This window comes from Aquimarina brevivitae, assembly GCF_004216895.1.
Classification (GTDB): Bacteria; Bacteroidota; Bacteroidia; order Flavobacteriales; family Flavobacteriaceae; genus Aquimarina; species Aquimarina brevivitae.
This window is the reverse complement of sequence record NZ_SGXE01000008.1, coordinates 1-13349: the sequence shown is the minus strand read 5'-3', so window position 1 is coordinate 13349 and position 13349 is coordinate 1. Positions and strand designations below refer to the sequence as shown.

Sequence of the window (13349 nt, the reverse complement as noted above, 5' to 3'; positions counted from 1 at the left end):
ATGAAAGGCCTTTTCTGTTAATTCTCTTTAATAAAAATTATCTCTAGAATTTAAAAGTTAATCTACGCTTCATTAGGAATTGGCAGAAGATTTAACAGCTAAGTTATATACCACTAAACCAAATCCTATTTTATTGATCGCATCACCGATGTTATACACAACATCCATGGCTAATCCACCAAATATACCTTCATACCAACCCGGTGTACCTGCCATATATCCTATTGGATAAATTGCCCATCCTACAAGAACGAACCAACATAGTGTTTTGTGCGCTGACAATACCGCTCCACCAGCTTCTTCTGCAATTTTTTTAGCTTTACCAAACCAAATGTCATATACAATGATAAAGTAAGCGATTCCGGAAATTAGACCCCATAACCAAGCTTGGTCTCTGTACACAGCTTCCCCTAGATATCCAGTAACTAGCATCACCACTGATAACACTATTAAGCGCCACATCAAAGATTTTTTAGCGCCGGCGACTTTAAGAATTAAATAAAACTCAACACACATAAGCGGTACAGTCAACAACCAGTCTACATATCTAAAAAAAGTAGGTGATTGTTCATGAGCATACCAATAATCTCTCATATACCAATAATGCACTGCTGCAATAAAGGTGATCAATCCAGAAACTAAAATGGAAGTACGCCATTTTTTATCAAAACTATTCATTGATAAAAAGAAGAAAGCTGCTGCTGCCATCATGGCCATACAACCCAAGAAAAAAGTGAAACCCACATAGTCATCAGTAGCTATCTTAGGCACGGACGAAAATATTAAAAATAGATTTTTCATAGTTATTATTAATTTGTTTAGCTAAATTTACTAAAGTTTAAACAGAATATGTTTAATTTTAAGATAACTTTATTGAACAAAATGAAAAAAAAAGCGATTATATTGTCAAAACTTAAAAGTATCTTAATTGTTTGTACGTTTTTCTGCTTATGGCTATCCGTTTTTTTTGCAGATACTATTGAAGACAGCTTGGCTTTCATACTCATTCTAACTATCGGAATATTTCACGGTACCAGTGATATAGGGATTATCCAAAACCTAAGCCATACCAAAAAGAACATCATTCATTTGCAGGTTGCTTTATCTTATCTTTTTATAATAATCCTGGCAACTGTTTTGTTCACCTACCTTCCAGCATTTGCGCTAGGCTTATTTATTATCGTTAGTGCATATCACTTTGGAGAACAGCATTGGTCTTCTTATTTTACAAACATCACAATTTGGTCCGCTCTTCATTTTACATTGTACGGAATGGTGATTCTATTCTCGTTGTTTTTTCTAAATTACAAAGAGGTTTTTATAATAATCAAAGACATTACTTCGTATGGTTTATCAAGCGATTTTTTTGGCTATATATGGGTTATTAGTAGCGGCCTATTAGTTGTACTTACGCTCTTTCTCTTAAAGACCAAGAAGCTAAGAATGTTCAATATCATATTAGAGCTTTTCTATCTACTCATATTTTTGATAGTCTTTAAAACCGCTTCTTTGTTATGGGCTTTTGCTATTTATTTTATTTTTTGGCATAGCATTCCATCTATAGTAGATCAAGTCCAATTTTTATATGGGGGTACAAAAAAAGAGGATTTCGTCAAATATGCAAAATCCTCTCTTCTCTATTGGGTAATATCAATTTTTGGCCTGGGTATACTTTATTTTATTTTTAAAGATCAAAAAGAAATATTCTTATCCATCTTTTTTATAAGTATAGCAGCCATTACTTTTCCACATGTATGGGTAATGTCTAGACTTAATAAATAGCATACTACTTTTCAAAAGCTTTTAGGGTGGTAGTAATAATCTCTACGCACTCCATCAATTGTTCCTTATTCATAACTAAAGGTGGTGCAAATCGGATAATATTTCCGTGAGTGGGTTTAGCCAATAATCCATTTTCTTTTAATGCCACACAAATATTCCAAGCAGTTTCACTTTCTTTATCATCATTAATAACAATCGCGTTCAATAAACCTTTCCCTCTTACTAATTTAACAATATTGGAGGTTTTGATATATGTATTGAGCTCCTCGCGAAAGATTACACCTAGCTCATACGCATTGATCGCTAGTTTTTCATCCCTTATGACTTCTAAAGCCGCAATAGCTACCGCAGCTGCTACTGGATTTCCGCCAAATGTACTACCGTGACTACCCGGAGTAATCACATCCATAATATCATCATTAGCCAAAACAGCAGAAACTGGATAAGCTCCTCCACTTAGTGCTTTTCCTAAAATTAGGATATCAGGCTTCACCTCTGGAGTACCGGAGCAATTTTTATCTGCACAAGAGCAATTACCACAAGTTGCTAATAGTCGTCCAGTTCTAGCGATACCGGTTTGTACTTCATCTGCCAGAAAAAGTACATTATACTTTTCACAAAGTGCTTTGGCTTTTACCAAATAATCTTCTGACGGTACATAAACGCCAGCTTCACCTTGAATAGGTTCCACTAAAAAACCAGCTATATTGTCATGGTTTTTTAACGTATCTTCTAAAGCTACGAGATTATCGTATTCTATTTTAATAAAACCTTGAGTGTACGGTCCAAAATTAGCCCTAGCTACAGGATCATTAGAAAAAGAAATAATTGTAGTAGTTCTACCGTGAAAATTATTTTCGCAAACTATAATTTGAGCATCATTCTCGGCAATACCCTTTTTTGCATAAGCCCATCTTCTACAAATTTTTATTGCAGTTTCCACCGCTTCTGCCCCTGTATTCATAGGCAGTAATTTATCAAAACTAAAATACTCTGTTGCAAACTTCTCTAATCGACCTAGCATATCATTATAGAATGCACGCGAAGTCAAAGTTAAGGTCTGAGCTTGCTTTACCATTGCATCCACAATTTTAGGATGACAATGTCCTTGGTTAACCGCAGAGTATGCACTTAAAAAGTCATAATACTTTTCTCCTTCAGCATCCCATACATACACTCCTTCTCCTCTACTAAGCACCACAGGCAAAGGGTGATAATTATGCGCTCCGTACTTGTTTTCTAAATCGATTGCTTGTTGTGAAGTTAATTTTTCCAAAACAGCCATTTTTTAAATAATTTAAAGTGATAAAATAACTATTCCTTCTGTACCTTTATTCTTTCGCTAATTCCGATAGGTATCGGAACGAAAATTCAGCGTGGGAGAGAAATCATCCCTGAGAAAGTCGCAAATTACTAAATCTTTTACGTATATGCTAACTAACTACTAGCGTCCTTGGAACATTATTATAAAATAACCTATTACAACTATTACTAATAGTCTTTGACTCCAATAAGTACAATTTACAAGACTATTTTTCATCAATTTTAGTTACCAAAGAAGAAATTTGAAGTTCTAATCTTTTCATCTCTCTTAGTAATGCATTTTTATCCATTTGCATCCAAGAATACAACTTGAGCATGATGATAAAGCTCATTGCAATAAAACCAGCCACAGCCCATGTAATAAGTTCATTAGTAGTACTGGCGCTTACAAAATTAACAATACAGACAGTTAAAATTGCTAATGCCATAAAACTCACTATATTCATTATGATAATAAACCACCTATTCTTTGTTTTATAGAGTCCTTCAACCATTTCTAAAAGATTCTGTTCTCCTAATTCATCGTAGAATTTTGCTTCCTCTGTAGATAATGTTTCTTTGATTAATCTATCGATGTCTTTACTTTCATCTTTCATAATTTCTGATTTTTAACTATTAATTTCAATTTTTCTCTAGCCGTAAACAATCGAGACTTCACGGTGCCTTGTGTGATTTGCAATATTTGAGCAATTTGTTTGATACTATACTCTTCTATATAAAATAAGTGCATTACTATTTGGTGTTTTTTACCCAGGGCCTTAACTGCCTTGTTAAGCGCAGCTATAATTGGTGTTGTATCAGCATTCTCGTTTTGTTCCGGTTCATTAATTCCTTCATATTGATTAGAATACAATTTTCGATTACGGAGTTCCTTTTTTTGATTATTTAACCAATCTAAAGCAGTTCGCGTAACGATCGTTAACGCCCAACTACCAAAACTATTAGTTTCCTTAAGTTGATAAATATTGTTACATATTTTACCCCAACTATCTTGCGCTATATCCTTTGAAGTATCAATATCATTAGTATACCAAAAGGCATGTTTACAAAAGCGTGCATGCCATCGTTTTACAAGAAGTACCAAAGCCTTTTTGTTTCCGGATTGATACTGGAGTACCAACAACGAATCAAATGTCTTATTAGGTGATTCCATAAATTGCTTTATTACTAAGACACCGAAATATCAATTAGGTTCATTTTTTTGTTTCTTTTTTCAAGATATGTTGAATAATTGATTAGTATATCTATTCTATTCTTATTTTTGCGCTATGGGAAGAAAAAACCGTAGACTAAAATTCGAACATATTGAGGTTCTTGATGCTGGAGCCAAAGGGAAAAGTATTGCTAAAGCTCCTGATGGTAAAGTAATTTTTATTAGCAATGCTGTTCCTGGTGATGTGATAGATGTGCAAACCACCAAAAAAAGAAAAGCATTTTATGAAGGAGAAGCCATTGCCTTTCATCAACTTTCTGATAAAAGAGTAACTCCTAAATGTGAGCATTTTGGGACTTGTGGGGGCTGCAAATGGCAGTTTATGGATTACAAGTACCAATTAGCTTATAAAGAAGCTGAAGTGATCAATAACTTGAAGCGTTTAGGTAAAATAGAACTCCCGAAAACGAGCCCTATTTTAGGCTCAGAAGAACAGTATTTTTATCGCAATAAAATGGAGTTTACCTTTAGTGATAGCCGGTGGTTAACACTTGACGAAATAAAAAGTGCTGAAGAATTTGATAATAGAAACGCTTTGGGCTTTCATATGCCCGGCATGTGGGATAAAATATTGGACATTGATACTTGCTACCTTCAGGAAGATCCAAGTAACAGCATAAGAAATAAAGTAAAAGAATTCGCTACAGCACATCATCTTTCTTTTTTTAATCAAAGAAAACAAGAAGGTCTACTGCGAACTTTAATGATTCGTATTGCTTCTACAGGAGAACTTATGGTTTTACTTCAGTTTTTTTATGATGACCAAGAAAAAAGAGAACTGCTTTTGGATTTTATTGCCAACGAATTTCCTGAAATCACTTCATTGCAATACGTAATCAACCAGAAAGGTAATGATACCATATATGACCAAGAGGTAATTTGTTATCGAGGAAGAGATTATATTGAAGAAGAGATGGAAGGGTTACGTTTTAAGATCAATGCCAAGTCTTTTTACCAAACCAATTCTGCGCAAGCATACGAATTGTATAAGGTTGCCAGAGACTTTGCAGGATTAACGGGTAATGAATTGGTTTACGACCTATATACAGGTACTGGAACCATAGCCCAATTTGTTGCCAAAGATGCCGCTAAAGTAATTGGGGTTGAAGCAGTGCCTGAAGCCATAGCAGATGCTAAAGTAAATGCTGAAAACAATAAAATTACAAATACCGAATTTTATGTCGGAGACATGAAAAAAGTATTTACAGATGGATTTGTCGCAGAACATGGGGTGCCGGATGTGGTCATTACCGATCCACCAAGAGATGGGATGCACAAAGATGTAGTAGCTCAACTTTTGCAAATTGCTCCACAAAAAATTGTTTATGTTAGCTGTAATAGTGCAACACAAGCACGAGACTTAGCGTTATTAGATCATAGTTATAAAGTTACCAAAGTACAGCCTGTAGATATGTTTCCACAGACCTACCATGTGGAAAATGTTGTACTTTTAGAAAAGAAAGCTTAATATGAAAAAACATAAAATTCTGTTTTCCTTCTTAGCCTTATTAACCCTTTTGGTTGTTATAGTAGGAAACTACTCTTGTGAAAGAGATGATATTTGTCCTCCTGGTACACCAACAACCCCGCTTTTAATAATAAAATTCTTTGACAATATAACACGGATAGACCCCAAAGCTCCTGAAAATTTATCTATAAAAGCTGTGGATGTCGAAGAACTCTTTGTTTCAGAATTTAATCAAGACTCTATCGGCATACCACTTAAAACAAATGTTTTAATCACGGAATTTGAATTTACAATAGAACAAGAGGAAACTACTAATACGGATACGCTTTCTTTTGAATACACCCCTGTGGAGGAATATGTCAATAGCGCTTGTGGATTTAGGGTAACTTTTGAGGGGTTGACCAACTCACTTGTTGCAGAAGATGGAGGTACCAATTGGATTAAAGAAATCGTCATACAAGAACCAAACGTAACTGATGAAACTATTACACACATCTATATTTATCACTAACTTTTTGTTCTGTCTAGTTTGCTTTGGACAGAATGAAGAGCCTAAAAAATTAACCGCAAGAGATACCCTGCCTCCAGCTGAAAAGTACGGATTACGGGTAGGTGTTGATCTGGCCAAGGTCATTAGAACTATTGACGATGACGACTATGAAGGGTTTGAGATTGTTGGGGATTATCGAATATACAAGGATTACTATATAACGTTAGAATTAGGTACTGAATCCTTATTAAGAGATGAAGAAAATGTGAGTGTCAAAGGATCTGGCTCATATGCCCGTATTGGTGTGGATTGGAATACCTATGACAATTGGTATGGAATGCAGAATAGTATCTATGTTGGATTGCGATATGGGTTCTCCACCTTTAACCAAGAATTAGAAAATTACCGCATTTTTTCAAACACTAGCTATTACGAACCTGATGTAAGATTTAGCAGACAAGAAGAAAGCGGATTAACTGCAGGATGGGTAGAGTTAGTACTCGGACTCGAAGTAGAGTTATTTCATAACATATATCTAGGTGCAAACGTTTCTATTAGAAATTTAATCAGTGAGCAAAACCCAGAAAGGTTTGATAACCTTTTTATTCCTGGATATGGAAGAACCAATGATTACAGTACTTTTGGTGTAGGATATGCTTACACCATAAGCTATTTGATCCCTTTTTACAAAAAGAAAAGGTGATCTCACTAGATCACCTATATCCTTTATATATTAAGCCTATTTTTACGCTATTACTCTTCGGATTTAAAAACATCCTCTAGTAATCTTTTTAGCTCTTCCCAAGATTTTTGATCTGCTTCTTTATTATAGGCTAAGGGAAGATCAAATTTCTTACCTAGCGAATCAGCATCTTTACTGGTAAATGCATGTACTGCTTCTTCATAGGCCACATACTTATAATCGGCTTGTATGCTATCCATAGCTTTGGTATAGGCTGCTACAGACTCCGGTGAAACAAATGGATCTTCAGCCCCATTGCAAACCAATACTTTTGCAGTTAATTCTTCATTAGGCATTACGGGTAATTCAACTCCACTATGAAAAGCAGCGACCGCATCTAACTCTGCTCCTGTATTAGCCATAGTTAGCGCTACACTTCCGCCAAAACAATATCCTATTGCTGCAATTTTCGTAGTATCAACTTGATCTTTTGATTTTAGCATTTCGAGTGCTGCGTTAAAACGGGCTTTAGCCACATCAATATTACCCATTACACTCATTGCAAATTTACCTGCGTCATCAGGATGGCTCGCTTGCTTACCCTCTCCATACATATCCACAGCTAATGCTACATAACCTAACTCCGCTAGCATATCAGCTCTTTTGCGAGTATAGTCATTATGACCCCACCATTCGTGGATTACCAAGACACCAGGACTCTTGTCTGTGGCATTTTCATTAAAAGCGATATATCCTTTCATTTGCAAAGAATCTGTGCTATAGGAAACTTCTTCTCCTTTTAGCTTCATTTCTTTTTCTTCCACAATCTCAACCTTTTCTTCCTCTTCTTTCTCTGTTTCCGTAGATTTTGTGTCTTTACAACTAATACATACAGCTAATATTAGTGCTCCTAAAAAATAACCCATTCTATTTTTCATAAAAAATGCTTTAGATAGTTAGTAATTTGTATATTTAAAAATACACATTTCTAACTCATTTTGAAACTTTAATAAATGTTCTTGAAAAATAGAAAATGACGAGAGAGGGTCATAAAAAATTAGACGTCCTTATTGTATTTTGCTTTTCGGCTTCCTTCATACATTTCATATCGGACTAACCTAGATTCTAACTTACCATTAAACACTTTGATCTTTCTCGATGGTCGAAGTCCAACATTCTTTAACCCTTCCATATTTGATGTTATAAACCAGGCGATAGTACCCGGGTAATTTTGCTTTAAAGTATCTCCTATTTGTTTATAAAACTCAGGAATATCAACTTCTAAACGTTCACCGTAGGGCGGGTTAAACAACATCTGTAATGGACCTTCTACGGATTTTTTACTTTCAAAAAAATTTCCTTCCTTGATGGTAATGAATTCACTTAAATTTGCACTTTCTACATTCAGCATTGCTTTTTTCACCGTAGCATTAGTAAGATCCATTCCCGTAATGGTGTAATCAAACTTTCTAATTTTATTTAAACAAGCTTCTTCAATGGTCTCAAAAAGATCCATATCCCAGTCTAACCATTTTTCAAATGCAAACTCTTTTCTATTTAAGTTAGGAGGAATATTACACGCTATCATGGCAGCTTCTATAGCAATGGTACCACTTCCGCACATCGGATCCAAAAAATGAGTGTTACCTTTCCAACCCGATCGCATTAGTAGACCTGCAGCTAGTACTTCGTTTATCGGTGCAATGTTGGTTTTGTTACGGTATCCTCGTTGATGTAAAGATTTTCCAGAACTATCTAAGGATACGGTACAACTATTATGCTGAATATGAATATCAATGGTTAAATCCGGATAATCGGTATCTACGTCGGGTCTGCGGCCTTCTTCTTTTCTAAATTTATCAACAATAGCATCCTTTACTTTTAAGGAAACATAATGGGAATGTGTAAATGCCTCAGAAAAAACAGTAGCATAGATAGCAAAGGTATCATCGACATCCAGATATTCATCCCAGGCGATACTTTGTATAAAATCGTACAGGTCTTTTTCATTACCTACATTACCTTGATGTATCGGTTTTAATATTTTAATTGCTGTTCTACAACAAAGATTAGCCTTATACATAAAACCCTTATCTCCATAAAAACTAACCATTCTGTTTCCAACGGACACCTTACCCGCGCCTAAACTTTTCAGTTCATCTGCTAATAAATCTTCAAAACCAAATAAGGTTTTGGCTACCATCTTAAAAGGCTTACTCACAATATTAAATTTGAATAACGTTAAACCGCAAAAATACATTAATTTTGCGCCCTATGCTAAAAGATTTATCAATGTGGTATACCTCATGGTTTGATACCCCTTATTATCACACGCTATACAAGGACAGAAATCACGTGGAGGCTAAGTTGTTTATGGACAATCTGACGCAGTACCTTAACCTTTCACCAGGAGAAAAGATTCTGGATTTAGCTTGTGGCAAAGGAAGACACAGTATTTACCTCAATAGTTTAGGTTTTAATGTTACCGGAGTAGATTTATCCGAAAATAGTATTGCCTATGCTTCACAGTTTGAAAATGATAGCTTGCAGTTTAAAGTGCACGACATGTGCAAACCCTTTAATGATAGTTTTACAGCTGTTTTTAACCTATTTACAAGTTTCGGCTACTTCGACAAGGATGACGATAATTTAAAAACGATTAAAGCCATAAAAACCGATCTGTCTGAATATGGAGTCGGGGTAATCGATTTTATGAATGTTAATTATGTAATTGACAATTTAGTAGCTGAAGAAACGAAAACAGTAGATGGAATCACCTTCGACATTAAGAGGTATACCAAAGACAATTATATTTATAAGAACATCAGTTTTGAAGCCGATGGAGAGCAGTTTAATTTCACTGAGAGAGTAAGAGCTTTTAGTTTGGCTGATTTTATGGATTTATTTGAAAAAGCTGGGGTTTATTTATTTGATACCTTTGGAAATTACAGTTTAGGGAAATTTGACATCACTACTTCTCCAAGATTAATACTTCTTTTTAAATAATGTTGGATTATATTCTTACCATATTAGCCGTTGTTTTTGGCGCCGCCATCGTTCTATTGATTAAACCAGAAAGCCCAAAGAAACTGAAGCTTCTCTTGGCCTTTAGTGGTGCATTTTTATTGGCAATAACAATTTTTGATTTATTACCCGAAGTATTTGAGGATAATATAAAACCTAAAGCAACAGGGGTCTGGATCATGATTGGAATACTTTTGCAAAAGGTGTTGGAATATTTTTCAAAAGGTGCAGAACATGGTCACATCCATTTAGACAAACAAACTTCGCAAATCCCGGTATTATTATTTTGCAGCTTGGGTATACACGCTTTATTAGAAGGTTTTCCTATCCATCACACCGACGGTATTTTAATAGGAATTATCATCCATAAAATTCCTATTGCTATGATTTTAACCACCTTTTTAATAAACACCAAATTAAATGCAAGTACTATCGCTATCTTATTAGGAACTTTTGCTTTAATGACACCTGCAGGTACCTTCTTATCTGAAAATTTTGATTTCATAAAAGGGTATTATAAAGAAGTAGCTGCCTTAGTAATAGGTATATTTCTTCACGTATCTACCACGATACTTTTTGAGAGTAATGAAGGGCATAAATTCAACATTACTAAATTAATTGTCATTCTGTTGGCAACGGGAATTGCATATCTTTTATAACCATGTATAGTAGAGACGAGGCTAAAAAAATACGTCAGAAATTTTGGACCACTTTTGGAAAAAAATATCCTCAAAAATGGCTTCTTTACAATACTAAAATCAAAGATGTTTCTTTAAAATTTTCTTTTGATACTAAGAAGGCCCAAGTATCTTTTGATATTGAGCCACAAGATGAGTTTATGCGTTCTTATTACTATGATAAAATCCTCAGTTTACAAAATATAATTGTCTCCAGTTACTTCGAGCACGCAATTTTTAATGAACATTATGAATTACCTAATGGTAAAATCATATCAAGATTTTATGTAGAACTCAATCAAGTTAGCATTCACAATCAAAATTCCTGGGAGTTAGCGATGTCTTTTTTAGCTAAAGAAATGACCGTAATGGAAGAATTCTTTTTTGAGTTTAAAGATTTTATCAAAAATTAAGGCAAAACAAAGTTATAGATAAAAATAAAATGAAAAAGACTACCTGCCATTACAAACACGTGCCAAATCACGTGATTGAAATATAGTTTTTTCCATACATAAAAAACAATTCCACTCGTATAGGCAATTCCTCCCAAAGCTAAATACCATAACCCTGTATCGGCAATCAAGTGGTTTAATTGTTCCATATCAATAACAATTAACCAACCCATCACGACATAAAGCAATAAAGAAATTGCCTCGAATTTTCCGGTAAAGAATAATTTTAATATGGTTCCCACCAACGCAATACTCCACACGGTAATAAAAAGTATCCACCCTTTGCTGTCGATTAAGGTAATAAGCGTTACCGGTGTATATGTACCTGCTATCAGTACATAAATACCAATATGATCTAAAACACGTAACCTATTTTTTAAATCAATTCGTTCTACATAATGGTAAACTGTTGAAGCTGTATATAGGAACAATAATGCAAGTGCATATATTATAACTGATACATAACCATTTGCTAAGGAATCTGGTGTTTTTACAAGCAACAATGCCAAACCAAAAACCGAAGCCAATGCAGCTACTCCATGCGTTATCCAGTTCCAACGTTCTTCTAATGGTGTTTGATCATTCATTATTCAAATGTAATTAATATATAGTATATCATTTGACAAATTTCGAGATTTACCAGCTGATAAAAAATTTTAGCCTTTAAAAGTTAGTTTATTATAATTTTTATAGCTTTAGCTGTTAACTCACCTCACAACTTATTTTATAATCATGCACAATCAATCACTGCTTTTCATCTTTACCTTAATAATTACAATTGTAAATACTGAAATTAAGGCACAAGGCTACTTAGATTTTGAAGAATCAGATCCTGTAAAAATGGGCTGGATGCAAGAATTCCCCCCGCCAGAAGATAAAATCATATCAGCCATAGACGGTAGCTTTTTTAAATTTCCTGCCCTTCGCTATAGTGTTTGTCATATGCGACAATTTATGCCAACAACTATTGTTAAAGCAGCGCAAAAAGATCGATATCATTTCAAATACAAGATTGATAACGCTATCGATGATATCACCTTCAAACCTACGAATAAAGATGAGCTGATGACTTGGAAGTCATCCCTTGCAAAAAACTATACCGACGGAATTTTAATCTTACATAAGGGCAAAATTGTATATGAAAAGTATTTTGGTGAATTGAAACCCGATGGTGTGCACGCCGCAATGTCAGTCAGCAAGACATTTACGGGAACATTAGGAGGGTTATTGGTTGCAGAAGGAGTGCTTGATGAAAATAAAGTTGCAGCTTATTACGTACCAGAGTTAAAAAACACTGCTTTTGGGGACGCTACAATCCGTCAAATTTTAGATATGACGACTGGCTTAGAATACAGTGAAGATTACTCTAACCCTAAAGCCGAAATATGGGCGTTTTCTGCCGCTGGAAATCCATTTTCTAAATCCGCACAAGGTCCTTCTAATTACTATGACTATTTGAAAACTGTTAAAAAAAATGGTAAACATGGAGAAGTATTTGCCTATAAAACCATTAATACAGATGCCATGGGATGGATTATATCTAAAGTCACCGGAAAAAGCATTCCTCAACTACTATCAGAACGCATTTGGAAACCCTTAGGAACCCATATAGACGGATATTATCAGATCGATAAAGCTGGAATCGCTTTTGCCGGAGGTGGATTTAGTGCTAATATGCGAGATATGGCAATGTTTGGAGAAATGGTCCGAAAAAATGGGAAGTTCAATGGTCAACAAATCCTACCTGTTGCCCTTATTGATGACCTTATAAAAGGTGGCGACAAGAAAGCATTCCGTAAATCTGTATATACCGCATTGAACGGTTGGAGTTACAGCAATATGTGGTGGATGACTCATAATGAACACGGCGCTTTTGCAGCAAGATGAGTCCATGGACAAACTATTTACATCGACCCAAAAGCAGAGATGGTACTGGTACGATTTGCTTCGCATCCCGAGGCTAAAAATGCTTATATTGATCCTACTTCCTTACCAGCATACCACGCTGTCGCGAAATATTTGTTTACTAAATGAAAAAATTACCCAATTGCCTTTACAGCTGCTATTTCCACATCAAGCACCGCATCATTATTTCAATCTTAGCCTTATATTTATTTCCTAAAAACAAAAAACCCTTCACTGTTTAGTGAAGGGTTTTCAAAGGAAGGCGGCGACCTACTCTCCCACGATTGTAGTACCATTGGCGCTAACGGGCTTAACTACTCTGTTCGGAATGGT

General features: G+C 35.0%; 15 protein-coding genes and 1 rRNA gene. 8 read left to right on the top strand and 8 right to left on the bottom strand.

Translation table 11 applies throughout. The features are described from left to right. Nucleotides 1-72: 72 nt before the first annotated feature. Nucleotides 73-801: a bacteriorhodopsin-like gene (locus EV197_RS16540; protein WP_130287921.1), complete on the bottom strand. Its 729-nt coding sequence runs from the start codon at nucleotides 799-801 to the stop codon at nucleotides 73-75. Between the two features lie 102 nt (nucleotides 802-903). Between EV197_RS16540 and EV197_RS16535 the strand changes: the two genes are divergently transcribed. After that, nucleotides 904-1782 carry a Brp/Blh family beta-carotene 15,15'-dioxygenase gene (locus EV197_RS16535; protein WP_165389076.1) on the top strand — a complete coding sequence of 293 codons (879 nt, stop codon included), beginning with the start codon at nucleotides 904-906 and terminating at the stop codon, nucleotides 1780-1782. Nucleotides 1783-1786: 4 nt separating this feature from the next. On the opposite strand, the gene rocD is transcribed toward EV197_RS16535, so the two are convergent. The 3 genes from rocD to EV197_RS16520 all read right to left on the bottom strand — a co-directional run bounded on the left by rocD (nucleotide 1787) and on the right by EV197_RS16520 (nucleotide 4258). Continuing rightward, complete coding sequence (gene rocD / locus EV197_RS16530; protein ID WP_130287919.1) at nucleotides 1787-3067, bottom strand: ornithine--oxo-acid transaminase; 1281 nt, start codon at nucleotides 3065-3067, stop codon at nucleotides 1787-1789. A 244-nt stretch (nucleotides 3068-3311) separates the two neighbouring features. Then, nucleotides 3312-3701 (bottom strand): DUF6768 family protein, encoded by a 390-nt coding sequence (locus EV197_RS16525; RefSeq protein WP_130287918.1) that lies wholly within the window; start codon nucleotides 3699-3701, stop codon nucleotides 3312-3314. Beyond that, nucleotides 3698-4258: an RNA polymerase sigma factor gene (locus EV197_RS16520; RefSeq protein WP_130287917.1), complete on the bottom strand. Its 561-nt coding sequence runs from the start codon at nucleotides 4256-4258 to the stop codon at nucleotides 3698-3700. Before EV197_RS16520 ends, EV197_RS16525 begins: the two co-directional genes overlap by 4 nt. Before the next feature lie 115 nt (nucleotides 4259-4373). Between EV197_RS16520 and rlmD the strand changes: the two genes are divergently transcribed. From rlmD to EV197_RS16505, 3 genes are read left to right on the top strand one after another with little or no spacing between them, the layout of a single operon-like run. Beyond that, complete coding sequence (gene rlmD, locus EV197_RS16515; protein WP_130287916.1) at nucleotides 4374-5786, top strand: 23S rRNA (uracil(1939)-C(5))-methyltransferase RlmD; 1413 nt, start codon at nucleotides 4374-4376, stop codon at nucleotides 5784-5786. Nucleotide 5787: 1 nt separating this feature from the next. After that, complete coding sequence (locus EV197_RS16510; protein WP_130287915.1) at nucleotides 5788-6297, top strand: DUF6452 family protein; 510 nt, start codon at nucleotides 5788-5790, stop codon at nucleotides 6295-6297. Beyond that, entirely contained in the window at nucleotides 6263-6979 is a 717-nt protein-coding gene (locus EV197_RS16505) for a DUF6048 family protein (RefSeq protein ID WP_242610761.1), read from the top strand. The genes EV197_RS16510 and EV197_RS16505 overlap by 35 nt, the downstream gene beginning before the upstream one ends. 50 nt (nucleotides 6980-7029) lie before the next feature. Here the strand turns inward: EV197_RS16505 and EV197_RS16500 are convergent, their stop codons facing one another. Both EV197_RS16500 and EV197_RS16495 read right to left on the bottom strand, forming a co-directional pair. Beyond that, a complete protein-coding gene (locus EV197_RS16500; protein WP_130287913.1) occupies nucleotides 7030-7896 on the bottom strand; it encodes a dienelactone hydrolase family protein in 867 nt (288 codons plus the stop codon). Between the two features lie 119 nt (nucleotides 7897-8015). Next, the gene (locus EV197_RS16495; RefSeq protein ID WP_130287990.1) at nucleotides 8016-9161 is read right to left on the bottom strand and encodes a THUMP domain-containing class I SAM-dependent RNA methyltransferase; all 1146 of its coding nucleotides are present in this window, start codon (nucleotides 9159-9161) and stop codon (nucleotides 8016-8018) included. A gap of 71 nt (nucleotides 9162-9232) precedes the next feature. Here EV197_RS16495 and EV197_RS16490 point away from each other — a divergent pair, with 71 nt between their 5' ends. From EV197_RS16490 to EV197_RS16480, 3 genes are read left to right on the top strand one after another with little or no spacing between them, the layout of a single operon-like run. Beyond that, nucleotides 9233-9964: an SAM-dependent methyltransferase gene (locus EV197_RS16490; protein ID WP_130287912.1), complete on the top strand. Its 732-nt coding sequence runs from the start codon at nucleotides 9233-9235 to the stop codon at nucleotides 9962-9964. Beyond that, entirely contained in the window at nucleotides 9964-10641 is a 678-nt protein-coding gene (locus tag EV197_RS16485; RefSeq protein ID WP_130287911.1) for a ZIP family metal transporter, read from the top strand. The genes EV197_RS16490 and EV197_RS16485 overlap by 1 nt, the downstream gene beginning before the upstream one ends. A gap of 2 nt (nucleotides 10642-10643) precedes the next feature. Beyond that, entirely contained in the window at nucleotides 10644-11072 is a 429-nt protein-coding gene (locus EV197_RS16480; RefSeq protein ID WP_130287910.1) for a DUF4268 domain-containing protein, read from the top strand. Here EV197_RS16480 and trhA read toward each other — a convergent pair. Continuing rightward, nucleotides 11069-11698, bottom strand: coding sequence for a PAQR family membrane homeostasis protein TrhA (trhA, locus tag EV197_RS16475; RefSeq protein WP_130287909.1), 630 nt, complete (start codon nucleotides 11696-11698; stop codon nucleotides 11069-11071). The two genes, EV197_RS16480 and trhA, sit on opposite strands and share 4 nt — an antisense overlap. Before the next feature lie 145 nt (nucleotides 11699-11843). On the opposite strand from trhA, the gene EV197_RS16470 reads away from it, so the two are divergent. Next, the gene (locus EV197_RS16470; RefSeq protein WP_207224226.1) at nucleotides 11844-12998 is read left to right on the top strand and encodes a serine hydrolase domain-containing protein; all 1155 of its coding nucleotides are present in this window, start codon (nucleotides 11844-11846) and stop codon (nucleotides 12996-12998) included. Nucleotides 12999-13273: 275 nt separating this feature from the next. Here the strand turns inward: EV197_RS16470 and rrf are convergent. Continuing rightward, a 5S ribosomal RNA gene (rrf, locus tag EV197_RS17310) occupies nucleotides 13274-13349 on the bottom strand; the annotation flags it as partial.